The 23,222-nt window shown below is 52.0% G+C and carries 22 protein-coding genes, 1 tRNA gene and 1 riboswitch; of the genes, 2 read left to right on the top strand and 21 right to left on the bottom strand.

The genetic code is table 11. The features are described from left to right. Positions 1-2: 2 nt before the first annotated feature. The 6 genes from ACLUXO_RS03285 to ACLUXO_RS03310 form a co-directional block, all read right to left on the bottom strand. Positions 3-1,370 (bottom strand): UDP-N-acetylmuramoyl-tripeptide--D-alanyl-D-alanine ligase, encoded by a 1,368-nt coding sequence (locus ACLUXO_RS03285; RefSeq protein ID WP_412136299.1) that lies wholly within the window; start codon positions 1,368-1,370, stop codon positions 3-5. A 113-nt stretch (positions 1,371-1,483) separates the two neighbouring features. Next, the gene (locus ACLUXO_RS03290; protein WP_003612793.1) at positions 1,484-1,735 is read right to left on the bottom strand and encodes a type B 50S ribosomal protein L31; all 252 of its coding nucleotides are present in this window, start codon (positions 1,733-1,735) and stop codon (positions 1,484-1,486) included. A gap of 99 nt (positions 1,736-1,834) precedes the next feature. Further along, positions 1,835-3,106 carry a UDP-N-acetylglucosamine 1-carboxyvinyltransferase gene (locus tag ACLUXO_RS03295; protein WP_412136300.1) on the bottom strand — a complete coding sequence of 424 codons (1,272 nt, stop codon included), beginning with the start codon at positions 3,104-3,106 and terminating at the stop codon, positions 1,835-1,837. Between the two features lie 120 nt (positions 3,107-3,226). Continuing rightward, positions 3,227-4,846: a CTP synthase gene (locus ACLUXO_RS03300; RefSeq protein ID WP_412136301.1), complete on the bottom strand. Its 1,620-nt coding sequence runs from the start codon at positions 4,844-4,846 to the stop codon at positions 3,227-3,229. A 116-nt stretch (positions 4,847-4,962) separates the two neighbouring features. Further along, positions 4,963-5,550 carry a DNA-directed RNA polymerase subunit delta gene (rpoE, locus tag ACLUXO_RS03305; RefSeq protein WP_412136302.1) on the bottom strand — a complete coding sequence of 196 codons (588 nt, stop codon included), beginning with the start codon at positions 5,548-5,550 and terminating at the stop codon, positions 4,963-4,965. A gap of 45 nt (positions 5,551-5,595) precedes the next feature. Next, positions 5,596-5,994: a YwiB family protein gene (locus ACLUXO_RS03310; RefSeq protein ID WP_002878700.1), complete on the bottom strand. Its 399-nt coding sequence runs from the start codon at positions 5,992-5,994 to the stop codon at positions 5,596-5,598. A 138-nt stretch (positions 5,995-6,132) separates the two neighbouring features. Between ACLUXO_RS03310 and ACLUXO_RS03315 the strand changes: the two genes are divergently transcribed. Then, entirely contained in the window at positions 6,133-7,446 is a 1,314-nt protein-coding gene (locus ACLUXO_RS03315) for an HD domain-containing protein (protein ID WP_412136303.1), read from the top strand. 56 nt (positions 7,447-7,502) lie between these two features. Here ACLUXO_RS03315 and ACLUXO_RS03320 read toward each other — a convergent pair whose 3' ends face one another. From ACLUXO_RS03320 to trpS, 13 genes are all read right to left on the bottom strand, one after another. Continuing rightward, positions 7,503-8,483 carry a ribose-phosphate diphosphokinase gene (locus tag ACLUXO_RS03320; RefSeq protein ID WP_270447231.1) on the bottom strand — a complete coding sequence of 327 codons (981 nt, stop codon included), beginning with the start codon at positions 8,481-8,483 and terminating at the stop codon, positions 7,503-7,505. A 229-nt stretch (positions 8,484-8,712) separates the two neighbouring features. Continuing rightward, the gene (locus tag ACLUXO_RS03325; RefSeq protein ID WP_412136304.1) at positions 8,713-9,441 is read right to left on the bottom strand and encodes a hypothetical protein; all 729 of its coding nucleotides are present in this window, start codon (positions 9,439-9,441) and stop codon (positions 8,713-8,715) included. 169 nt (positions 9,442-9,610) lie between these two features. Beyond that, positions 9,611-10,996 (bottom strand): bifunctional UDP-N-acetylglucosamine diphosphorylase/glucosamine-1-phosphate N-acetyltransferase GlmU, encoded by a 1,386-nt coding sequence (gene glmU, locus ACLUXO_RS03330; RefSeq protein ID WP_412136305.1) that lies wholly within the window; start codon positions 10,994-10,996, stop codon positions 9,611-9,613. 60 nt (positions 10,997-11,056) lie between these two features. After that, positions 11,057-11,887: a pur operon repressor gene (gene purR, locus ACLUXO_RS03335; RefSeq protein WP_003612830.1), complete on the bottom strand. Its 831-nt coding sequence runs from the start codon at positions 11,885-11,887 to the stop codon at positions 11,057-11,059. Positions 11,888-11,993: 106 nt separating this feature from the next. Further along, positions 11,994-12,245 carry a Veg family protein gene (locus tag ACLUXO_RS03340; RefSeq protein ID WP_270447227.1) on the bottom strand — a complete coding sequence of 84 codons (252 nt, stop codon included), beginning with the start codon at positions 12,243-12,245 and terminating at the stop codon, positions 11,994-11,996. A gap of 59 nt (positions 12,246-12,304) precedes the next feature. Continuing rightward, positions 12,305-13,195, bottom strand: a complete 891-nt coding sequence (rsmA, locus tag ACLUXO_RS03345; protein ID WP_412136306.1) for a 16S rRNA (adenine(1518)-N(6)/adenine(1519)-N(6))-dimethyltransferase RsmA — start codon at positions 13,193-13,195, stop codon at positions 12,305-12,307. Continuing rightward, positions 13,170-13,742 (bottom strand): ribonuclease M5, encoded by a 573-nt coding sequence (rnmV, locus tag ACLUXO_RS03350; protein ID WP_013439080.1) that lies wholly within the window; start codon positions 13,740-13,742, stop codon positions 13,170-13,172. Before rnmV ends, rsmA begins: the two co-directional genes overlap by 26 nt. Beyond that, positions 13,726-14,505 carry a TatD family hydrolase gene (locus ACLUXO_RS03355; protein ID WP_412136307.1) on the bottom strand — a complete coding sequence of 260 codons (780 nt, stop codon included), beginning with the start codon at positions 14,503-14,505 and terminating at the stop codon, positions 13,726-13,728. The genes rnmV and ACLUXO_RS03355 overlap by 17 nt, the downstream gene beginning before the upstream one ends. Further along, the gene (gene metG, locus ACLUXO_RS03360) at positions 14,505-16,487 is read right to left on the bottom strand and encodes a methionine--tRNA ligase (RefSeq protein ID WP_011678008.1); all 1,983 of its coding nucleotides are present in this window, start codon (positions 16,485-16,487) and stop codon (positions 14,505-14,507) included. Before metG ends, ACLUXO_RS03355 begins: the two co-directional genes overlap by 1 nt. A 136-nt stretch (positions 16,488-16,623) precedes the next feature. Continuing rightward, entirely contained in the window at positions 16,624-19,314 is a 2,691-nt protein-coding gene (gene mgtA / locus ACLUXO_RS03365) for a magnesium-translocating P-type ATPase (RefSeq protein WP_412136308.1), read from the bottom strand. 88 nt (positions 19,315-19,402) lie between these two features. After that, a riboswitch (M-box (ykoK) riboswitch) is annotated at positions 19,403-19,566 on the bottom strand. A 104-nt stretch (positions 19,567-19,670) separates the two neighbouring features. Continuing rightward, complete coding sequence (locus ACLUXO_RS03370; RefSeq protein WP_412136380.1) at positions 19,671-20,285, bottom strand: methanol dehydrogenase; 615 nt, start codon at positions 20,283-20,285, stop codon at positions 19,671-19,673. Further along, the gene (locus ACLUXO_RS03375; protein WP_412136309.1) at positions 20,266-20,748 is read right to left on the bottom strand and encodes a deoxycytidylate deaminase; all 483 of its coding nucleotides are present in this window, start codon (positions 20,746-20,748) and stop codon (positions 20,266-20,268) included. Before ACLUXO_RS03375 ends, ACLUXO_RS03370 begins: the two co-directional genes overlap by 20 nt. Before the next feature lies 1 nt (position 20,749). Further along, positions 20,750-21,775 carry a tryptophan--tRNA ligase gene (gene trpS, locus ACLUXO_RS03380; protein WP_002878734.1) on the bottom strand — a complete coding sequence of 342 codons (1,026 nt, stop codon included), beginning with the start codon at positions 21,773-21,775 and terminating at the stop codon, positions 20,750-20,752. A 185-nt stretch (positions 21,776-21,960) separates the two neighbouring features. Here trpS and ACLUXO_RS03385 point away from each other — a divergent pair. Next, positions 21,961-22,031: transfer RNA gene (locus ACLUXO_RS03385), tRNA-Gly, on the top strand. Between the two features lie 71 nt (positions 22,032-22,102). Here ACLUXO_RS03385 and ACLUXO_RS03390 read toward each other — a convergent pair. Then, positions 22,103-22,771 carry a CPBP family intramembrane glutamic endopeptidase gene (locus tag ACLUXO_RS03390; protein WP_412136310.1) on the bottom strand — a complete coding sequence of 223 codons (669 nt, stop codon included), beginning with the start codon at positions 22,769-22,771 and terminating at the stop codon, positions 22,103-22,105. Positions 22,772-22,966: 195 nt separating this feature from the next. After that, positions 22,967-23,218: a hypothetical protein gene (locus ACLUXO_RS03395; RefSeq protein ID WP_412136311.1), complete on the bottom strand. Its 252-nt coding sequence runs from the start codon at positions 23,216-23,218 to the stop codon at positions 22,967-22,969. Positions 23,219-23,222 lie beyond the last annotated feature (4 nt).

Raw genomic sequence — 23,222 nt, forward strand, 5'->3', positions numbered from 1 at the left:
TCCTATTTCAGTCTGTCGAGGACTCGTTCCAAGTGCATCCCGTGGGACCCCTTCAGCAAAACGATGTCCTGGCTGTGGATGTCGCTCTTTAAATCATCGATTAAATGGCTCATCTCGTCTTCTGGGTAGTAGTGCAGATTCTGCTGGCTGTACTTGTCCAGCAGGGCCTGGTAAAGGTGGTTCATCTCCGGCCCGTAAAGGTAAAGGACGTTGATCTTGTCCGGGTCCAGGCAGGCAGCCAGGCCCTTGTGCAGGTCAGATGACCGGCTGCCCAGTTCCAGCATGTCGGCCAAAACCGCGATCCGGCGGCCGCCTTCACTGACTGGAACCTGGCCAAAGGAGGCAGTCACGGCCTTAACGGCCGTTGGGTTGGAGTTGTAGATATCGCTCATGATGTCTTCGCCGCAGTCGCCCTTTTCCCATTCCATCCGGTTGGCCGTTGGCACGAAGTTGGCCAGGCCAGCGGCGATTTCCTCGTCGCTTTCCCCGAAGTGGCGGCCAACCAGAATAGCGGCCATGGCGTTAGCCACATTGTGGCGGCCGATCATTGGAATTGAGAATTCCCGGTCAGTCCCGTTAATCTTGAAGAAGGAATGGTGCATGGTGCTGCGGAGGTCACTGGCATGAATGCTGTCAGAGTCCGCGAAACCGAAGGTGGACTTGTCCTGGGAAAGCTTGGCGGCTCTTTCCGCCAGGAGGGGTTCATCACCGTTGTAGATGAATTCGCCGTCTTCTTGCAAAAAGTCCGTGATTTCCATCTTGGCGTCGGCGATCTTGTCCCGACTGCCGAAGAATTCGATATGGGCTTCCCCAATCATGGTGATGACCGCCACGTCCGGCCGGGCCAGCTGGCTCAGTTCATGCAGTTGGCCGGCCCGGTCCATCCCCATTTCCAAAACCAGGATCTCAGTGATCGGCTTCATTTCCAAAATGGTCATCGGCACGCCGATTTCATTGTTGAAGTTGGCCTGGGTCTTGTAAACGTTGAAACGCTTGGCCAAAACCGCCGCCACCATATCCTTGGTCGTGGTCTTGCCGTTTGAGCCGGTGATGCCGACCACAGTTGGGTTGACCTTCTGCAGGTAGTAGCGGGCCAGATCCTGCATGGCCTTCAAGGTGTCGGCAACTTCTAAAACCGCAATGCCTTCCGGCTTGTTTGGGTGGCCAGCTTCCCACAAAGTGGCGCTGGCGCCGGCTTCAATGGCTGAACCCACAAAGTCGTGGCCGTCTCTTTCCCCCTTGATCGGGACAAAGAGGGCGCCCTGGCTGATCTTTCTTGAGTCAAAGGCCACTGAGGTAATGACCGTTTCCGCGTCCCCTTCACAACTGGTATTTAAGGCTTGGGCGATTTCTGCCAACTGCATTTTCATTCCAATACTGCTCCTTGAGAATAAATTAACACTTAGTATATTATACGTTGTTTAGCGCTCTTCGCAATAAAAAAAGCAACCCAAGCGGGCTGCTTTTAAAGTAAAGAGAACGATTAGTTCTTCTTGTTGAAGCCGTACTTCTTGTTGAAACGTTCGATTCGACCATCGGCTGCGGCAAACTTTTGCTTGCCAGTGTAGAATGGGTGGGAATCTGATGAAATTTCAACACGGATCAATGGGTAAGTGTTGCCTTCGAATTCAACAGTTTCTGATGACTTCAAAGTTGAGCCGGCAACAAACTTAAAACCAGTTGCTGAGTCCATGAAGCAAACTTCTTGATAATCTGGGTGAATACCTTGTTTCATAATTCTAAAACTCCTTTGCCATAGCCTTCTGCAGGCCATAGATTAATCGATTAACTCTAATATAGTACCACTATCCAGCCCGTTTGACAAGGGCCCAAGTTAATCTTCCACGTCCCGGATGACCACGTCAGCGCCCAGCTGGCGCAGCTTTTCTTCCACCCGGTCATAGCCGCGCAAGATGTTGCCGGCATTGTTGATCACCGTTTCGCCGTCAACCATCAGGCCAGTAAGCATCAAGCAGGCCCCGGCCCGGATTTCGTCAGCGTGAACCACTGCCCCGTGCAGGCGGCTGCCTGGGTGAACCAGAATGATGTTGTTAACAACCGTGATGGAAGCCCCCATCTTCTGCAGTTCCGGTACGTGCCGGGTCCGCTTCGGGTAGATCGGGTCGATGATGACCCCTTCCCCGGTCTTCGCCGTCAGCAAGAGCGGCGTAATTGGCTGCTGCAAATCAGTCGCGAAGCCCGGGTAGGTCCCGGTCTTGACCTGAACCATGCGCAGGTCCCCGGCCGGGTAAACGAAGAGGGAGTCTTCATCAGTGTCGATCACCACGCCCATTTCTTCCACCTTGGCCAAAAAGGCGTCAAGGTGTTCAGCGATAATGTTGTGGATCCGGATCCCGTTACCGATGCAGGCTGCCATGGAAATGTAAGTCCCGGCTTCGATCCGGTCAGGGATGATCGTGTGCGGCACCTTGGCCTCCAGGCGGTCAACCCCGTCGATTCTGATAGTGTCAGTCCCCGCCCCGCGGATCTTGGCCCCCATGTTGTTCAAGAAAGTTGCCAGGTCGATGATTTCCGGCTCCTTGGCCGCGTTCTCGATCACCGTCCGGCCGCTGGCCGTGACTGAGGCCATGATGATGTTCATCGTTGCCCCAACAGAAGCCATCTTCAGGTGAATCTGGGCCCCCTTCAACCCTTCATCAGGCGCGGTAATTACAATCTGCTCATTTTCATATCTAACGTCGGCGCCGAGGGATTGGAAGCCCATAATGTGCTGGTCAATCGGCCGCGGGCCAATGTCATCGCCACCAGGAAAACCTACAACCGCCTTGCCAAAACGACCGAGCAAAGCGCCCATAAAGTAGTAAGACGCGCGCAAGCTCTTAATCTTCCCAGCTGGCAGAGGACTCATCTTGATTTCAGTCGGGTCAATTTGCAGGGTCGTTTCGCGGAAGTCGCAGTGCACGTCCATTTCGCTCAACAAGTCCATCAAATTGTCAACGTCGGCAATCCGCGGAACTGATTCCAGGGTCACCGGCGTTCTCGACAGGATTGAGGCCGGAATCAGCGCTACCGTTGAGTTCTTCGCGCCGCCAATCCAGATGTCGCCTTGCAGGGGTTTCCCTCCGTGAATTATCATTTGCTTCATTTGGGAAAGTAGTCCTTTTCTTTTGTCAAATTATCATAATAATGTTAATAGATCTTCGTCAAAAAAACAAGAGAAGAGGTTTCTCTTCTCTTGTCACTATCTATTATTATCGTACAAAATTTAGAACTTGTCGACCTGCAAACCGCTGGCTGCCCCAATAAAGCCCTTGAAGAGCCCTTCTGGCCGGTTTGGCCGGCTCAGGAATTCCGGGTGGTATTGAGCGGCAACAAAGAACTTCTTGTCCGTGATTTCAACGATTTCCACCAGGTGGTTGTCTGGAGAAACGCCTGAGAAGGTCATGCCGGCCTTTTCAAAGTCTGCCCGGTACTTGTTGTTGAATTCGTAGCGGTGACGGTGACGTTCCTGGATGACTTCCTGGCCGTCGTAGCATTCCCGGGTCTTAGTGCCGGCCTTCAGCATGGCTGGGTACAGGCCCAGACGCAAGGTGCCGCCGATCTTTTCCTGGTCGCGCTGGTCAGCCATCAAGTCAATGATGTTGTTCTTGCAGTTTGGTTCTGCTTCAGCTGAGTTGGCGTCTTCCAGGTGCAAAACGTTGCGGGCGAATTCCACGCTGGCCATCTGCATCCCCAGGCAGATCCCCAGGAATGGAATGTCGTGTTCGCGGGCGTACTTGATGGAAGTGATCATCCCTTCCAGGCCCCGGGTGCCGAAACCGCCTGGCACGATCAATCCCTGGGTGTCCTTCAAAAGTTCGGCTACATTGTCTTCAGTGATGTCTTCAGCCTGGATCTTTTCAACTTCGATCTTGCTGTTGTACAGGTAGCCGGCGTGCTGCAAAGCGTCAGTTACGGAGATGTAGGCATCTTCCAGTTCGACGTACTTGCCGACCAGGGTGATCTTGGTCTTGTACTTCAAGTTCTTGGCCCGTTCGTCCATCCGGCGCCATTCGTCCATGTCGGCAACCGGCTTCGGGCTGTCGATGTGGAGGAAGTCAACGACCTTCTGGTCAACGCCTTGTTCCTGGTAGGACAGCGGCACGTCAAACAGAGATGGCGCGTCCAAAGATTCCACGATGTAGTCGACTGGAACGTCGGTGAAAGTGGAGATCTTGTCCTTCATTTCCTGCGGAACTGGCATTTCTGAGCGCAGAACCAGCATGTTTGGCTGGATCCCGATTGACCGCAGCATGGAAACTGACTGCTGGGTCGGCTTGCTCTTCAGTTCCTTGGCTGCCCGCAGGTAAGGAACGAAGGTAACGTGCACGTACATAACGTTTTCTGAGCCGACTTCCCGCCGCATTTGCCGGATGGCTTCCATGAACGGAGTTGATTCCATGTCACCGACCGTACCGCCGATTTCGGAAATAACCACGTCAGTGTCGGTCATTTGCGCTGCCCGCATGACCTTTTCCTTGATCATGTTAGTTACGTGCGGGATCACCTGTACAGTGCCGCCGTGGTAGTCGCCGCGCCGTTCGCGCTGCAGGACTTCCTGGTAGATCTTGCCAGTCGTCACGTTAGAGTACTTGCTGGTTCTAACGTCGACCAATCTTTCATAGTGGCCCAAGTCAAGGTCAGCTTCCGTACCGTCGTCAGTCACGAAAACTTCACCGTGTTGGTAAGGGTTCATCGTGCCGGGGTCGATGTTGATGTATGGGTCGAACTTCTGCATGGTAACTTTTAAGCCGCGGTTCTTCAGCAAGCGACCAATGCTTGATGCAGTAATCCCTTTCCCCAATGATGAAACAACGCCGCCAGTCACAAAGATATATTTGGTCATTGAGCTCTCCTTTGAAAAATAATAAAAAAGCTCCCTAGCAATTAGGGAGCTAAACGCACATAGGGTGCCCAAGCAAAATAATAACGACTTTTCAGCCGCAAGTCAAGGACAAAATCCTATTCTTCGTCTTCATCGTCATCAAGGTCTTCGTCTTCCATTTGTGACAGCTGACCTTCGATCCCGTCTGGCAATGAGTCGTCATCTTCGTCGTCTTCATTGTCGTCGTAATCGTCATCGTAGTCGTAATCGTCGCCGGAGTTGTCGTCATCGTCATCTTCGTCAGCGTCACTGTCGTCGGACAAGTCTTCGTCTTCTGGGTCGTCGTTTTCGTAGTCGATCACGTCGTCGCCTTCAGTCGTGGCCAGGAAGGCGTTGACCTTCTTGTGGTGCTTGCGAGTTGATGCTTCGTCGCCGTCGTCTTCTGGGTGGTCGACTTCTTCATCGACAGCTTCGAACTTGAACCAGGTCCGCAGGGCCCAGACATTTTCACCCATGGAAATGAAGCGGCCATCGGTGTTCATGTCCGTGTAAAATTGCGGCAGGCGCTGGCGAATTTCTTCGTCGCTCTTGTTCAAGTACTTTTGCACTTCGTTAACGATATCGGCAAAAGCCATTCTTTCGCCACGGTCTTCCAAAATTGCGTGTGCAACTTCAATCATTGACAATTCGTTGCGATCCACGTCTTTAAAATCAGCTAATCCCACAGTTGAACGTCCTCTCTATTCAATCTTGTCTATTTTACACGTCATTTAAGCAAAAATCAACGAGACGGCATAACTACCAATTAAGTCTACACCACTAAAGAGGTCATATTCAACTTCAAGTTGCTGACCAGCGGCATTTTCTTTCAATTCCAGGCGCTTGGTTTCCGACAAGAGATCCAGCTGCCGGCCCTCAACCACGTACTTGCACTGTCCCTTCTCGCCTAAAATAAAATGCATTTGGGAGAAGTTGCTGTGGTCAGTCCCCCGCCGGATCAAGAGCTCCTGTTCTTTTACGAGCATCTTGACCGGCACCTTTTCCGCCTCGTAAAAAATTCTTTTCACCGCGCCGTCTTCCCGCAATTCGCCTTCTGCCTGCTGGCGAATGGTTTCCGTTTGCTCGCCCTGGGTAATCTTGCTCGTCAAATCGATCTTAATCTTGCTCATCTTTATAAAAAATTCTTCTCCTTTAACAGCCGCAAGCAGCGGCCTCTGGCAACTTTTGCTATAATTTCTATAGCTAGTCAAGCATATCTTACTATGTTTTGGCAAAAATATAAAACAATAAGAATGGAGGATTTACTTTTGACACAATTTGACAGTCCTAAACTGGCCCGCGAAGTCGTCGTCCGTGACCCGGTTCACGGCTATATCCACCTGGACACCCAAGTGGCCCTGGAAGTCGTCCGCTCGCAAGAATTCCAGCGGATGCGGCGGATCAAGCAGCTGGGCCCGACGGCCTTCGTCTTCCCCGGCGCCACCCACACCCGCTTTGAGCACAACCTGGGCGTCTACGAACTGGCCCGACGGATCAGCAACCTTTTTACTGACAAATACTCTAGTCAAAGTACCGGCGACGGACTCTGGGATCCCAGCGAAAACCTGCTGGTGCAGATGGCCGGCCTTTTGCATGACATCGGCCATGGCCCATACTCGCACACCTTTGAGCACCTTTTCGGCACCAACCATGAGCAGATCGGCCAGCAGATCATTCTGGATCCTTCCACTGAGGTCAACCAGGCTTTGAGCAAGGTCGACCCGGACTTCCCAAAGGCAGTAGCCAGCGTGATCGCCAAGACCTACCCTAATCCCCAGGTGGTCAAGCTCATCTCCAGCCAGGCGGACGCCGACCGGATGGACTACCTTTTGCGGGATGCCTACTTCACGGGGGCTTCTTATGGGGAGTTCGACCTCTCCCGGATCTTGCGGGTCATCCGCCCTTATGAAAAAGGGGTTTGCTTTACGGCTAACGGGATGCACGCCGTTGAAGACTATATCGTCTCCCGCTACCAGATGTACCAGCAGATCTACTACCACCGGGTCAACCGGTCCATGGAGGTCATCCTTCACCACCTTTTGAAGCGGGCCCAGTACCTCTACCAGGAAAAAGAACTGCCGGTTACGCCAAGTTTAGCCAGATTTTTGGCCGGGACCTGGGACTTGCAGGACTACTTGAAGATGGATGACGGGGTCATGGAGACCAACTTCAGCATGTGGACTGAGTCCAGCGACCCGGTTTTAGCGGACTTGACCAAGCGCTACCTTTTCCGGCGGCCTTTAGCCAGCGTAAAGATCAACGAAGAAAGCAAGCAGCTTTTGCCGCAATTAAAGGACTTGATTAAAGATGCCGGCTTTGACCCGGACTACTATACCGGAGTAGGGTCAGCTTTTGACGAGCCATATGACGCTTATAAGCCAAGCGGCAAGAACGCCAACAGCCAGATTGAGATCATGCAGGAAGATGGCAGCTTGATTGAGCTGTCCCAGCTCAGCCCCCTGGTCAAGGCCTTAAACGGGACCCTGCAGGGCGATGAACGCTTCTTTTTCCCGGTTGCCATGCTCAAGCAGGCAGATTTTCAGCAGTACCTGAAAAACGGGGAATTGCTTACAAAAAAATAAGGCAAAAGAAAACAACCGTTGCAGAATTTGCAGCGGTTGTTTTTGCATACAGGTCCTTACTTGTCCTTGTACTTGTTAGCGTCGTAACGAGTGTCAAAGAGCGGACTCATTGGCTTGTGTTCCATGATCAGCTTGATAGCGTCACCCATCAAAGGCCCAACGGAAACGAGAATCATCTTATCGAGGTTCTTTTCGGCTGGCTGTTGGATTGAGTCGGTCAAGACCAGGCTCTTGATTACGGAATTGTTCAAGCGGTCTACGGCTGGGCCGGACAAAACAGCGTGGGTCGCGCAGGCGTAAACTTCGGTAGCACCGGCGTCCTTCAAGGCTTGAGCAGCCAGGGTGATAGTGCCGGCAGTGTCGATCATGTCGTCGATCAAGATGGCCCGCTTGCCCTTGACGTCACCGATGATGTTCATGACTTCGGCAACGTTGGCCTTTGGCCGGCGCTTGTCGACGATGGCGATTGAAGTGCCCAGGAATTCAGCTAATTTTCTTGCCCGGGTAACGCCACCGTGGTCTGGAGAAACGACAACAGCGTCTTCTTCCAGGTGGTTGCTCAGGAAGTAGTCAGCCAATAAAGGAGCGCCCATCAGGTTGTCGACAGGGATGTCGAAGAAACCTTGGATTTGCGGAGCGTGCAGGTCCAGTGAGAGGACGCGGTCAGCCCCGGCAGCTTGAATCATGTCTGCGACCAGTTTAGCAGTGATTGGTTCTCTGGCCCGGGTCTTCCGGTCTTGACGAGCGTAGCCGTAGTAAGGCAGGACGATGTTTACGGAAGCGGCACTGGCCCGGCGGACAGCGTCGATCATGATCAAAAGTTCCATAAGGTTGTCGTTGACCGGCGCGCTGGTGGATTGGATCAAGAAGACGTCCTTGCCACGGACAGAATCGTCGATGTTGACTTGAATTTCACCGTCGCTGAAGCGAACGACGCTTGAGGTTGAAAGCTTTAACCCCATCCGCTTAGCGATCTTTTCTGCCAACGGTTTGTTTGAGTTAAGCGCAAAAAGCTTGATGTTGTCCTTGTAAGACATAATTCCCTCCGAAAAAAACAGCATTTACCAGTTCTATTCTAACAAAATCCGGCATTCTTTTGTTGGAAAAAAGGGATTTGTGTTCAGTTTTTAAGCAAAAAATTCCTCTTACTCCTGTTTTGACCTGAAAAAAGAGCAAGAAAGCCTTTTATTTTTCAAGCGGATAGAAAAAATCGTCTGTTTTCGGGCAAAGAAAAAAGCTCTGACAATTGTCAAAGCTTCTTCTGGATTACTTAGCTGCGATTACCTTAACGGCGCTGGCCTTCAAGTAGGCGCTGTTGCCGACGTAGTAGTACTTCTTGTTCTTGATGGTGATAGTCTTGGAAACCTTGTACTTAGTCCCCTTGTAAGCTACAGTACTCTTCCAGCCTTGGTAAACGTATGGGCTCTTCTTGGTGAACTTTGAACCGTCCTTGTGGTAGAAAGGAGTGGTCTTCTTAGTTACTTGAATTTCAGTTACAGTCTTCTCTGAGCTGGTCTTCTTGGAAGAAGAGCTGCTTGAAGTTGAGCTAGTCTTCTTGGAGCTAGAACTTGAACTAGTCTTCTTGGAAGTAGTCTTGCTTGAACTAGTGCTTGCCTTCTTTGCGCTTGAAGTTGAGCTGGACTTAACCGTCTTAGTTGCGGTTACCTTGACGTCGCTGGCCTTCAGGTAAGCATCGTTGCCGATGTAGTAGTACTTAGCACCCTTGATGGTTACAGTCTTAACGACGTTGTAGCTGGTGTTCTTGTAAGCTACAGTGCTCTTCCAGCTGCCGTAAACGTAAGGCTTCTTCTTGGTGAACTTAGAACCGTCCTTGTGGTAAAAAGGAGTGGTCTTCTTAGTTACCTTAACCTTGGTTGCTTGCTTAACCGTGGTGGTCTTGGCAAAAGCCGCGTTTTGAGTAAGCAGGGCGGCTGGAGTAGCCAGAGTCAAAGCCAATGATGCTGATGCAAAAGCAATTTTCTTAGTAAACTTCATCGATATGCAAACCTTTCTTGCTTCTTTTTGTACATTGCCTAGATTATACACCCTCTGTTTAAAAATTGCTGATTAAAGTTCTCAAAAGAAAGGCATTTTTTCTTAAAAGCTACTGTAAACGGATGCATTTTACCTATATTAAAAAAGGAGCCGGAGCTCCTTTTCGAAATTATTTCCATTCTTCGTCTTCAGACAAAGGCAGCTTGTGCCAGTAGTCTTCCTTGTTGACCTGCCGGCCCCGGGCGATGGCCATTTCATACTTGCCAACGTCCTTGGTAATGGTTGAGTCAGCCGCGATAAAGGCGTGGTCGGCCACATTGATCGGAGAAACCAGGGTTGACCCGGCCCCGATGAAGGACTTGTCACCAACCGTCGTGTGGAACTTCTTGACCCCGTCAAAGTTGGAGAAGATGACCCCGCAGCCGACATTGATGTCCTTGCCCAAAGTAGCATCCCCAACGTAAGTCAGGTGCCCGACCTTGGTGTTTTCGCCAATTTCCGCCTTCTTGACTTCCACGAAATTGCCCAGGTGAGCTCCCCGCTTGATCAAAGCCTTTGGCCGCAAGTGGGAGTTTGGCCCGATGTCCGTGTTGTCTTCCATGATTGATTCTTCAATCGTGGAAGAAGTTACCGTCACGCCGTTGCCGATCTGGCTGTCAACGATTCTTGATCCCGAAGTGATCAAGCAGTCTGACCCGATCACGGTGTGGCCTTTAATTGTCACGCCGCCTTCAATCACCGTGTCATTGCCGATTTCCACGTCAGCGTCAATGTAAGCCGTGGCGGGGTCGATAAAGGTAACCCCGTCCCGCATGTGCCCTTCATTGATTCTTCTTTGCATGATCCGGGTGGCTTCAGCCAGGGCGATCCGGTCATTTACCCCCAGGCTTTCGCTGAAATCTGGCATCTTGTAAGCCCCGACCTTCTTGCCGGCCTTGCGCAAAATTTCCAAAACGTCAGTCAAGTAGTACTCGCCTTGAGAGTTGTCGTTGCCGACTTGCTTCAAAGCAGCCCACAAGTCCTGGTTGTCAAAGCAGAAGACCCCGGTGTTGATTTCCTTGACCTTCAGCTCTTCCGGCTTGCCGTCCTTTTGTTCCACGATCCGCAAAACATTGCCCTGGTCATCTCTGATGATCCGCCCGTAGCCAAAAGGATCCGGAGCTTCAGCCGTCAAAACCGTGGCCGCGTTGCCTTCTTCTTCATGGTAGGCGAAGAGCTTTTCGAAAGTTTCACTGGTAAAAAGCGGGGTATCCCCGGTTACGACCAGCGTTGCCCCTTCCAAAGCAGCCAGCTGGCCTTCCGCCTGCATAACCGCGTGGCCGGTGCCCAGTTGCTTTTCCTGCATGGCAAATTCAGACTTGCCCGCCAAGACTTTCTCCACGTCTTCTGCCCCGTGGCCGACAATGGTCACGATCTTGCTTGGCTTGACCGCTCTGGCGGCATCAACGACATGTTCAACCATGGCCTTGCCGCAAACTTGGTGCAAAACCTTGTAAAGCTTGGATTTCATTCTGGTGCCCTTGCCGGCAGCCAAAACTACGACATATTTTTCCATCTGTTGTAACCTTCTAAATCAAAATAAGCTAGCCTTCATGGCTAGCTTATATTGTAACATTTAGAAACGGTCGAAGTTAGTTCTAGTCAAAAAGTTGCCCGGCTGAGCCAGGATGATTTCCTTTTCGCTGTCGATCTGGTCAATGTTGACTAGGGAAACGTAGTCCTTGATCTTGCGTTCCTCTTCATATTCAGTTTCGCAAAGAACACAGACGCCGGCCACCTGGCAGTCAAATTCCTTGACCAGTTGCCGCATCCCGTCCAGAGTGCCTCCGCCCTTCATGAAGTCGTCCACAATCAGAACGTTCGTATCCTTGTCCAGGGCCCGGGTCGGCAACTCCATCTTGGCTACCCGGGAAGTTGAAGAGGACATGTAGTTAACGGACACAGTAGCCCCTTCCGTCACCTTGGACCGCTTGCGGGCGGTTACCGCTGGGACGTTCAAGTAGCTGGCCACGGCATTGGCCAAAGAAATCCCCTTGGTTTCCACCGTCATGACGGCTTCGATATTGGCGTAAGCATAGCGGGTGGCGATCAGCTTGCCGATCATCTCCAGGTCATATGGCCCGCCCAAAATGTCTGACAGGTAGACAAAGCCACCCGGCAGAATCCGGCTGGAATCCTGGATGCGGCCTGCCAGGTCCTTGAGGTACTTCTCAGCCGGCTTCTGGCCTAAGAACGGGATATAGCGGACCCCGCCGGCTGCCCCGGCAACGGTCTCCAGGATCCCATCCTCGTTGCTGGCCAGGGTGTGCTTCAAAATGGCCAAGTCTTCAGAGATTGATGACTTCGCTGCCCCGTAGCGCTTGGCAAAAAAAGGCAGAGCAATCAAAGTATGCGGGCGCTCCATCAAAAACTTGGTCATATCTACTAATCTTTCAGAACGTTTCATTCTCTTTCCTTCCTAATGTCTGTTTTTGTACTTATACTAATATACTCTAAAGGGCAAAAAAAATCACTAACATTTTTAAGAAATGTTAGTGCAAAAATTCGTATTTTTACTCTGCATCGCTTTCATCATCAAATTCCAGCAGGATGTTCTTGGTCAAAACATCAGTGTAGCTGTATGATGCGTGTTCAAAATTATTACTGTCCTGGTCCAGAGCCACTACAAACACGGCAGGAAACGTGTTCTTCAAAATGCCGCGGCGTCTGGTTACCTTCTTGCGGCCCGCTTGAGCAACGATCGTCAGCTCTTCGCCTAGGTGGGCATCTAACTTCTGCTTAATGTCTTGAATATTGATTGGCAATTATGACACTCCTTTATCAGAATATTGTAACATAATTTCCTATTCAAATCAAGATTGAATTATTTATTCATTTCCGCTATAGCCTGGCTGATTCTGATGAAATCGCTGATAGCCAGTTGCTCCGGCCGCTGGCGCGGGTCCAGGTCCAGGTCGGCCAGCAGCTTTTCCCGGTCTTCCTTATCTGGAAGCAAGGTCTTCAAGTTGTTGGCCAGGGTCTTGCGCCGCTGGGCAAAGCAGAGCTTAACCACCCGGTTGAACTGCTTGCGGTCGCCAACGTCAGCTGGCTTTTCCAGCGGCGTTAAAACCACCACGGCTGAGTCAACCTTTGGCTGGGGCATGAAGGAAGCGTGCCCTACTTCCAAGGCCAGGTCCACGCTCATTTGCGTCTGCACGGCAATGGACAAGGGGCCATAGGCCTTAGAGCCCGGCTGGGCAGCCAGGCGCTCAGCCACTTCCTTTTGCATCATCAAGGTCAGGCTGGTGAAGTCCAGGCTGGATTCCAGCAGGTTGAAAATAATCGGCGTGGTGATGTAGTAAGGCAGGTTGGCCACAACCTTGACGGGCTTGCTTAAGTCAAAAAAGCCCGCCAGATCAGTTGCAAAGTCCGCCTGCAAAACGTCCTTCATGATCAGCTTGAAGCGCTGGTCCAGGTCTTGGCCATCTACCTTTTCCGGCAGTTCGTTGGCCAGAATTTCCGGCAGGCTCTGGTCGACTTCATAAGCCGCCACCTTGCCTCCAGCTAAAAGCAGCTGTTCAGTCAAAGAGCCGATCCCCGGGCCGACTTCCACTACCTGGTCGCCGGGCTCAATCCCGGCTGCCCGGACGATCCCCTGGACGGCATCCAGGTCAACCAGGAAGTTCTGGCCCAGGTTCTTCTTAGCGTGCACAAAGTAACGGTTGACGATGGCCGCCGTCCTTACCGGACTAGCGATTGGAATTCTGTTGGTCATTTTCCGCCTCCTCTACTGCCTGCTTGAGTTCAGCCAAACTGATGCCAAAAGTCTGCAGGCGCTGGTAAAAACGCTTGGAATTGGCATAGCCGATCCCCAGCTTGATCCCGACTGCCTCCCGTAATTGCCGGGACTGGCGGCCCATGGCCAGGCCCAAGTCGACATAGTCCCCGTAGTCAAAGTCCGCCTTTTGGGCTTGGACCTCGCGTAAGTCGCTCAAGGCCCGCTCTAAAGCTTCCTTTGAAGCGTGCTCTACCCCCAGGCTCCCCTTTTTTTGCGGTTCGCCTTCTTTGCGGGTAATAAAGGCCTGCTTGGCCGTTGGCACGGCTTCGGTCACTATCCGGCGGATCCGCTCGCCGTTGACGTCAGGATCGGTAAAAACGATAATCTCGCGGCTTTGGGCCAGCTTCTTCAGCTTGGCCAGGACCGCATCAGAAACGGCCGAGCCATTCGTCTCGACCGTCTCAATTCCTGGAAAAAACTGCTTTAAGCGAATCGTATCGTCCTTGCCTTCCACGACAACGACGGCGTTAAAATTCTTCTGCATTTAATCCGTAAATCCTCATTGTATTAGCATAAGTTGCTTCCGCGACTTCGGCCAGGTCCAGCCCTTTCAAGTCCGCGACCGCCTGGGCGACATAGCGGACATAGCCAGGCTCGTTTTGCCGGCCCCGGTAAGGCACCGGGGTCAAAAACGGCGCGTCAGTTTCAACCAAAAGCCGGTCCAAAGGAACCAGCTTGGCTGACTCATGCACTTCCGCGGCCTTCTTGAAGGAAACGACCCCGGAGAAAGAAAAGTTCACGTTCAAGTCCAGGAACTTTTCCGTCCATTCCGGGCCCCCGTTGTAGCTGTGCAAAACCGCCCCGTATTCCAGGTCTGCTTCTTTCAAGATCTGCAAGCAGTCCGCGAAGGCATCCCTGGTGTGGATATTTACCGGCAATTGCAAATCGCGGGCAACTTCAATCTGCCGGGCAAAAACTTCCCTTTGCACATCCCGGGGAGACTCATCCCAGTAGTAGTCCAGGCCGATTTCCCCGATAGCGACTACCTGGCCGCCTTTAACTTGCTCAACCAGCAAGTCTTCAGCTGCCTGGTCATAGTCTTTAGCCACGTCCGGGCAGTAGCCGATGATGGCCTTGACATTGGCAAAGCGGTTAGCTAATTCCAGGGCGCCCAGATTCATTTCCGGGTCCTGGCCCACGCAGTTCATCCCAACCACGTCCAAGTCCCTGGCTTTTTGGATATAATCGGCTTCTTTGCCGGCAAAAGGCTTGTCGTTTAAGTGGGTATGGTTGTCGTAGATCTTCATTAGCCCAGTTCAGCCCCTACCGGGTGTTCATCGCCGACCAGGGCCAGCTTGACATCGCCGTCAGCTTCACTGGACAAAAGCATGCCCTGGCTTTCGTGGCCCAGCATCTTGCGCGGCTTCAAGTTGGTTACCGCCAGAACCTTCTTGCCCAAAAGGATGCTTTCATCTGGGTAGAACTTGCGGATCCCGCTCAAGATCTGCCGCTCGCCGGTCTTGCCGAAGTCCAGCTTGAACATCAAAAGCTTGCTTGATCCCTTGACTGGTTCAACGGACAGGATCTTGCCGACCTGGATCTTGACCTTGGCAAAGTCGTCGATCGTGATCTGCTTTTCTTCCTGCTTTTGTTCTCTTCTTGACTGCTTCTTTGGCTTGGCCTTCTTCATTTCTTCCTTGATGTAGGCCACTTCTTCATCATTCTTTAAGCGTGGGAAGATTGGGGTTGGCTTGGCAACGACGTTCACGTCCCAGGCAAAGCCGCCGAACTGCAAGTCCTTCTGGCTTTCGTCTTCCCAGTCCAGGCCCAGCTGGGCAAACATCTTGCCTGGAGTTTCGGTCATAACCGGAGCGATCATGATGGCTACCAGGCGCAGGCTTTCAGCCAGGTTGCTCATGACTCTGGAAAGTTCTTCAGTCTTGCCTTCCTTGTTCAAAACCCATGGGGTAGTTTCATCGATGTACTTGTTGGCCCGGGAAATCAGCTGCCAGACGTTTTCCAAAGCGTTGGAGAAGTGCATCTTGTCCATGTTGCCGTAGTAGTCGCTGATGGCCTTGGCAGCAACGGCAGCCAGGTCTTGGCCGTACTTGTCCTGTTCCTGGTCAACCGGGGCAACCAGGCCCTTTTGGTACTGGTTGATCATGGAAACAGTCCGGTTCAAAAGGTTGCCCAGGTCGTTGGCCAGGTCAAAGTTGGTCCGTTCAACGAAGTCTTCCGGGGTAAAGGAACCGTCAGCCCCAAATGGGATGGCCCGCATCAGGTAGTAGCGGACCGGGTCCAGGCCGTAGCGGGAAATCAAGGATTCCGGGTAAACGGCGTTACCCTTGGACTTGGACATCTTGTCCTTGTAGATCAAGACCCAGCCGTGGCCAAAGACCTGCTTAGGCAGCGGCAAGTCCAAAGCCATCAGCATGATAGGCCAGTAAATAGTGTGGAAACGGACGATTTCCTTGCCGACCAGGTGGACGTCAGCTGGCCAGTACTTCTTGAAGAGGGAGTCATCTTCTGACCCATAGCCCAAGGCAGTGATATAGTTGGCCAAGGCGTCGATCCAAACGTAAACGACGTGCTTCGGGTCGCTTGGCACCGGGATCCCCCAGTCAACCGTGGTCCGGGTAACTGACAAGTCTTCCAGGCCCGGCTTGATGAAGTTGTTCACCATTTCCTTTTCCCGGGAGTTTGGCTGGATGAATTCCGGGTGGTCCTTGTAGTACTGGAGAAGCCGGTCAGCGTACTTGCTCATCTTGAAGAAGTAGGATGGCTCCTTGACCAATTGAACTTCGTGGCCAGATGGGGCAATCCCGCCGACAACGTTGCCCTGGTCGTCCTTGAAGACTTCCTTCAGCTGGGATTCAGTGAAGTATTCTTCGTCTTCAACTGAGTACCAGCCGGTGTATTCACCCAGGTAGATGTCACCTGAGGCCTTCAGCTTTTCAAAAATCTTCTGGACAGCCTTGACGTGTTCTTCATCAGTGGTCCGGATGAACTTGTCGTAGTTGATGTCCAGCTTCTTCCACAGTTCCTTGATGTCCTTGACCATGCCGTCCAGGTAAGCCTTTGGCTTCATGCCCAGCTTTTCGGCCTTTTGTTCGATCTTCAAGCCGTGTTCGTCGGTCCCGGTCAAGAAGAAGGTGTCATAGCCGCGGGCCTTCTTGTAGCGGGTCATGGTGTCCGCTGCCACCGTCGTGTAGGCGTTGCCGATGGTCAAACGGCCAGACGGATAGTAGATTGGCGTGGTAATGTAAAAAGTTTTCTTGTTATCTGCCATAGTGCTTGATCTCCTCAAAAATTCTATACTCTCTATCATACAACAAAAAGCCTTACCTTATAAAGCCGATCAGCGATTTAACGGGCTTTCGGGCAAAAAAGAACGGCCTTTTTACTAAAGACCGTTCTTTTTTCAGTTAAATCAAGAATTTTTCCTTCTTCATGTAGAAGTGCTTGACGACTGTCGTCAAAAGCAGGTAGCAGACCAGGAGGCCAGCCACGATCCACAGGAATTCTTCGTTCAAGTGGCCGAACTTCATGGCCCCCGCCAATTTTGAAAATGGCAGGAAGGTCCCGAAGATAGCAGCCCCGAAAGTAGCCAGCATGACTGGGCTTGATGCCCGCTGCTGGATAAATGGCAGGCGTTCGTCGCGCAAGGCGTGGATGACCATTTCCTGGGTCCAGAGGGATTCCACGAACCAGCCGGTGTGGAAAATGGTCATGAAGGCCAGCTGCCCTGCCGGTCCTAAGGAAGCATAGCTGCCGCCAGTAAGGGCCGGGCAGATTACAAAGAAGAGGACGGCAAAGGTGATGACGTCAAAAATTGATGACGTCGGCCCAAAGTAGAACATGAACTTCGGCATGTTCTTGGTTGACCATTCCCGCGGCACGTGCAGGTAGTCTTCAGACACGCTGTCAAAAGGCAAAGCCAGGCAGCTGGTCCCGTAGAGCAGGTCCAAAATCAAAAGCTGCAGCGGCAGCATTGGCAGGAATGGCAGGAAGACTGAGGCGACCATGATGGACAAGATGTTCCCAAAGTTGGAAGACAGGGTGATCTTGATGTACTTCATGGTGTTGGTCAAGGTCTTGCGGCCGATCCGGACCGCGTGTTCCAGGACGCTCAAGTCCTTTTGCAAAAGGATGATGTCCGCTGATTCCTTGGCCACGTCGACAGCTGAGTCAACTGAGATAGAGACGTCCGCCTGCTTCATGGCCGGGGCATCGTTGATCCCGTCACCCATGTAGCCGACCGTGTGGCCGTTTTTCTGCAGGGCATCGATGATCTTGGTCTTCCATTCCGGTGACAGCTTGACGAAGATGTCGCATTCTTCAACAATCTTGGCCAGTTCCTCATCGCTCTTGCCGATCAGGTCCTTTTGCCCGTAAACCGTATCGATGTTCAAGCCGACCTTCAAGGCCACGGCCCGGGTAACGGCTTCATTGTCCCCGGTTAAAATCTTAACGGTAATGCCGTCCCGGTTGAGGCTGGCCAGGGCATTTTTGGCGCTTTCCTTCGGCGGATCCAGGAAGGTCAGGAAGCCGATTACGATCAAGTCGCTTTCATCATCAACCGTAAATTCACCGACTGGAGACGGGTCAACCTTGTAGGCCAAGACGATAACCCGCATCCCGTCACTGTTCAAGTCGTCGATATCTTTAAAAATCTGCTTTTTTCTTTCTTCAGTCAAAGGCAGGGTCTGGCCGCCGATTTCCACCTGGCTGGAGACGGCCAGCATTTCTTCGGCTGCCCCCTTGGTAACCAGGAGGTGCTCGCCGTGCTTTTGGTCAGAGTTGGCAACCACCACGCTCATTCGCCGGCGCTGGAAGTCAAAAGGAATTTCGTCGATCTTGTGGTAGTCCCGCTGGATTTCGCTGGTATCCAGGTCGTCATCAGCCACGTCAATGACTGCCTGGTCGATCAGGTCCTTCATCCCGGTCTGGTAGTAAGAGTTCAGGTAGGCCATCTTCAAAACCCGGTCAGTTTCCCGCATTTCCAGGTTGTAGTGCTTTTCCAGGATGACCTGGCCCTGGGTCAAGGTCCCGGTCTTGTCGGTGCAGAGGATGTCGGCTGAGCCGAAGTTCTGAATGGAGTTCATCTTCTTGACAATGGTCTGGTGCTTGCTCATTTCCACGCTGCCCCGGACCAGGTTGGTGGTCACGATGACTGGCAGCATTTCCGGCGTCAGGCCCACCGCCGTAGCGATGGCGAAGATCAAGGCGTCAGTCCAGTTGCCCTTGGTCAAGCCATTGACCACGAGAACCAGAGGCGCGATGATGGCTGTCATGGTCAAGAGCAGCTTGGAGATGTTCTTGATCCCGGTGTCAAAAGTCGTCTCCTTCATTTCGGTGTCGGCGATCTGGGCCGCCATCTTGCCGAACATGGTGTGCCCGCCAGTGGCGAAGACCACCCCGCGGCCGGAGCCGGAGACGATAGTCGTGCCTTCAAAAAGGATGTTTGGGTAGTCCAGGTAGTTTTCCATCTTGTCCGGGGTTGGGACGAAGTTGGCATTCTTTTCCGCCGGCGTTGATTCCCCGTTCAAGGAACTGGCTGAGCAGAACAGGTCAGTGCTGGACAAAAGCTTCATGTCAGCTGGAACCATGTCCCCGGCTGAGACGTTGATGATGTCGCCGACCACCACGTCCTTGGTCGGGATTTCCTGGTCCTTGCCGTCCCGGCGCACGTTGGTCGTGACAGAGACCATCTTCAAAAGGGACTGGACAGCGTTGGAAGTGCGGACGTTCTGGATGAAGGACGTAATCCCGGAAACCAGGACCATGACCACCATGATGATGACGGTGCTGAGGTCTTTTTCACTTTGCGGGACGAAGATGTAGTTAGTGAACAAGGACATCGTCGCCAAAATGAGCAGGACCAGGGTAAACGGGGTCAGGAAAGCTTCGGCCAGGAAGTGGAGCTTGCTAGCTTGGTTGTTGCTCGCGATCTCGTTGGTCCCGGTCTTTTCCCGGACATCGGCTGCTTCTTCAGTGCTGAGGCCGTTGCTGTTGGTATGCAATTGGGCCAAAGTCACGCTCCGCTTTTCCAGGGCAATTCTTGCAACCCGCTTTGCGTCATCGCTGGCAGCTTTGTTCATTGTCTTGTTGAGCATAATAGTTCTCCCCTCTATGACAACTTCGCAAACGAACAAAAAAATCCCCCTTACAAACCGTAAGGGGGACCTTGCCAAATAAGGCCACGCTATTGACTAATCGCTCAGCTTTAACACTACGTGACGTAAGCACATGCTAGCTACCTGGAAAGTGCCTTATTTCGACAATTTCTATTTAACCCGTTGGCATCTCTGGATGTTTCTGGGCGATAGCGTGTGTTCACGTAGGAGTCTCACCTAACAGTTCATTTGCTCTCTTTTCAACTTTACATAGAAGACTATACACGCTTAAAGCAGGCTTGTAAACCACTTTTATGTAAAGTCAGCGTTTTAATTTAGTTTTTTCTGTGAAAAAGCTACCTTCTAGCCTGCCGTCTTATCGTAAAGCGCAGGAAGATGATCACGGCCGCGATCAAGACCAGCAAGGCCAGCATGATCGGAATTCTGAGGTCGGCCGGCTTGATCACCCGGTTCACTTCCTCGCTGGACAGGTCAAGGGAGTCCTTTTTAAAGCCGAGGCTTTGGTCGATCAAGGTCACGGAAATCTTGAACAGCTCCTGCACCCCTTCATTGAAGGCGATCGGGTCATCAGCCGTGATTTTGGAAGCCGTGTGGCTGAGGATATTGGCCCGGACCTGGGCGGTAAACTGGCTGTGCAGGTCGCTGCTGCTGTAAAGATAGGCCTTCTTAGTCCCGTCCTTTTGCACGTTGATCACGATATAGAGGGTCCTGCTTGCCTTACTCAGGCCGGCCGGCTGGGTCTTTTTGGCATTTTGCAGGGTCTCGACGATCACGATCGGGTGCTGGTCAGACTTCTGGTACTTGGCATTCTTTTGGTCAACCATTTTCCGGGTATCGGAATTGATGATGCCGGCATTGTCCTGGACGAAAAAGCTGCTGGCCCCGGTCACCAGGGGAAAAAGGCAGACTAAGGCCAGGAGCCAGGCCAGCCTAGTCGCTGCCGTCTTCAAGTTTGTGTGCCAGTTCTTCGACGAATTGGCGGTCAAGCTTAATTTGTTCATAAGGTACTCCACTATCACGCAGCAGATGAATGGCCAAAGGACTGTCGTGATAATCATAGTAATAGTTGATCTTGGTCACCCCGGCCTGCAACAGGTGCTTGGTGCAGTTGTAGCATGGGAAGTGAGTCACGTAGATTTCCGTGTTGTCGGTTGAGACCCCATTTTTCGCGCAGGAAATCAGACTGTTCATTTCGGAGTGAATCGTCCGCACGCAGTGGCCGTCGACCAGCTGGTGGCCCACGTCATCGCAGTGGTCCTGGCCGGAAACTGACCCGTTGTAGCCGGTGCTGAGGATCCGCTTGTCCTTGACCAGGACGCTGCCGACCAGGGCCCGGTCACAGGTGGACCGCTGGGCGATCACCAGGGCCTGCATCATAAAGTACTGTTTCCAGGGAATTCGCTTGCGCGTCATATTAGCCTCGGTTCTTGAAGTAGTTGAAGCCGATCGCGTCACGGACTTCCTGCAGGGTCTGGTCAGCCACCTGGTTGGCCTTTTGTGACCCTTGGTAGAGCATGTCATAAACGGCATCCAGGTTTTCAGCGTACTTTTGCCGGCGTTCTCTGATTGGGGCCAGTTCAGCTTCCAGGACCTTGTTTAAGTAGCGCTTGATCTTGACGTCACCTAACCCGCCCTTTTGGTAGTCTTCCTTAAGTTGGGCAACAGTGTCCTTGTCCGGGTCAAAGACGTCCAGGTAAGTGAAGACGGTGTTGCCTTCAACCTGGCCTGGGTCTTCCACGTGGATGTGGTTAGGGTCGGTGTACATGGACATAACCTTCTTCTTAACCGTTTCCGCGTCATCAGACAGGTAGATGGCGTTGCCCAGGGATTTGGACATCTTGGCGTTGCCGTCCAGGCCTGGCAGACGGCCCTGGCCCTTAGGCGGGAAGTAGCCCTTTGGTTCAACCAGGACGTCGACATTGTAGGTCCGGTTAAAGCTGCGGACGATTTCCCGGGTTTGTTCCAGCATTGGTTCCTGGTCATCGCCGACTGGGACTAAGGTCGCCTTGAAGGCAGTGATGTCAGCGGCTTGGGCAACCGGGTAGGTCAAGAAGCCGACTGGCAGGGAGTCACCGAAGCCCTTTTGCTTGATTTCCGTCTTAACAGTAGGGTTTCTTTCCAGCCGGGACAGGGTTACCAGGTCCATGTAGTCAGTGGTCAATTCAAACAAGGCCGGGATTTGGGACTGAACAAAGATGGTGGACTTTTCCGGGTCCAGGCCAACAGCCAGGTAGTCCAGGGCAACTTCGATCAAGGAGTTGCGGATCTTTTCCGGGTTGCGGGCATTGTCAGTCAAGGCCTGGGTGTCAGCAATCATAATGTAGGAATCATACTTGCCGGTGTTTTGGAGCATGACCCGGTTCTTCAAGGAGCCGATGTAGTGGCCGATGTGCAGCTTGCCGGTTGGCCGGTCGCCAGTCAAAATAATTTCTTTCGTCATTTTTCGCTTTCCTTTGCTAGTACTAGTTTCTTGTTAATTCGATTTATTTCAGCGTTATTATTATCATTCTAGCAAAAATAACAAATAGATTAAACCACTCCCGCCGGGCCAGAAGAATCTTTTTGAAAAAAGTTGCCCAAAAGACTTGGCGAAAGTTTTTTTCCATGCTATACTTAAAACATCTTGCGGGTATAGTTTAATGGTAGAACGCTAGCTTCCCAAGCTGGAGATGAGGGTTCGATTCACTCTATCCGCTTTTTTTATACCATAAATTAACAAAGAAATAAGCGAGGCCAAACGGCCTCGCTTATTTTTTACTCGCTTCAGTTAAACGGCGATGGTCACAACCGTCAAGACCCCGTTTAAGGCTGCCAGGTAAAGAGGCAGCCAGATGGTCTGGGTGCTAAGGTAGCTCCAGGCGAAAAGCATGCCAAAGGCAAAGTTGAAGGCAAAGATTGCCGGAGTGAACTGGAAGGTCAAGATGGCGTAAAAGAGACCCGAGCAGATTATGCCGACGTAGGCCACGCCCTTTTTCTCAGTTCTGAACCAGTAGTTGAACAAGAAACCGGTGCAGAGGTACTCTTCCAGGATCGGCAGGACTAACCCATTGGCCAGCATCATGAACCAGTATAAGGCGCTGGTGGAATGAGAGGCATAGGCCAGCTGCAGGCCCGAGGCAGACATGCCTTTGTAGAGCTGCAGGTAGGAGATCCCGATCCGGCCGGCGGCAACCACGAAGCTTAAGAGCAAGGTGAAGTTGAAGCTGCTCAGCCAGGGGACATTGAAGCGTGAATCGAAGAAGCGCTGTTCACGGTTGTAGCGGTAAATGTAAAAAAGCAGGCACATGGCCGCCAGAACCAGGAACAGGATCACGTTCCAGATGCTGATGGACGGGCTCTTGATGGCCAGATTGTCGGCCAGGGCCGTGAAAACAAAAACTACAAAATAGACGAGGTAACGGACAAGGTTACCTTCGCGTGATCGTGGCGTATTCATCTTATTCCACTCACTCCTCCGTGAAACATTTGTAATATCTTATTATACCAAAGAAATCAGGCCCTTTTTGGCCTTTGTATGAATATTTTTGGTTACTTTTGCCTTACAATGTTTCATGCTTTTTACCTGGAGGGATGAAAAAAGTGCCGCCAAAGCCGGAATATCTGGCTCAAGCAGCACTTTGCTTTTTCTATTTTAGTCCATAATCGCGCAGCTCATGGCAAAGTAGACCAGGCCCAGGCAGGAACAGAAAATGACGACTGGCCAGACAGCTTTAGCGACGTTTTTTTGCCGGATGCCGCTGACAACTAGATAGATCACCAAGCCAAGCAAGGTTAAAAGGCCTAGAGCCACGATTAAGAGGTGGTGCCACAGCCAGATAATCGTGCTGTCACCGACAATATGGAAAACTCGTTCCAAAAATGGAAGGCGTGAAGCTTGGTACATTGTA

The organism is Lactobacillus delbrueckii subsp. bulgaricus, assembly GCF_046938665.1.
Classification (GTDB): Bacteria; Bacillota; Bacilli; order Lactobacillales; family Lactobacillaceae; genus Lactobacillus; species Lactobacillus delbrueckii_C.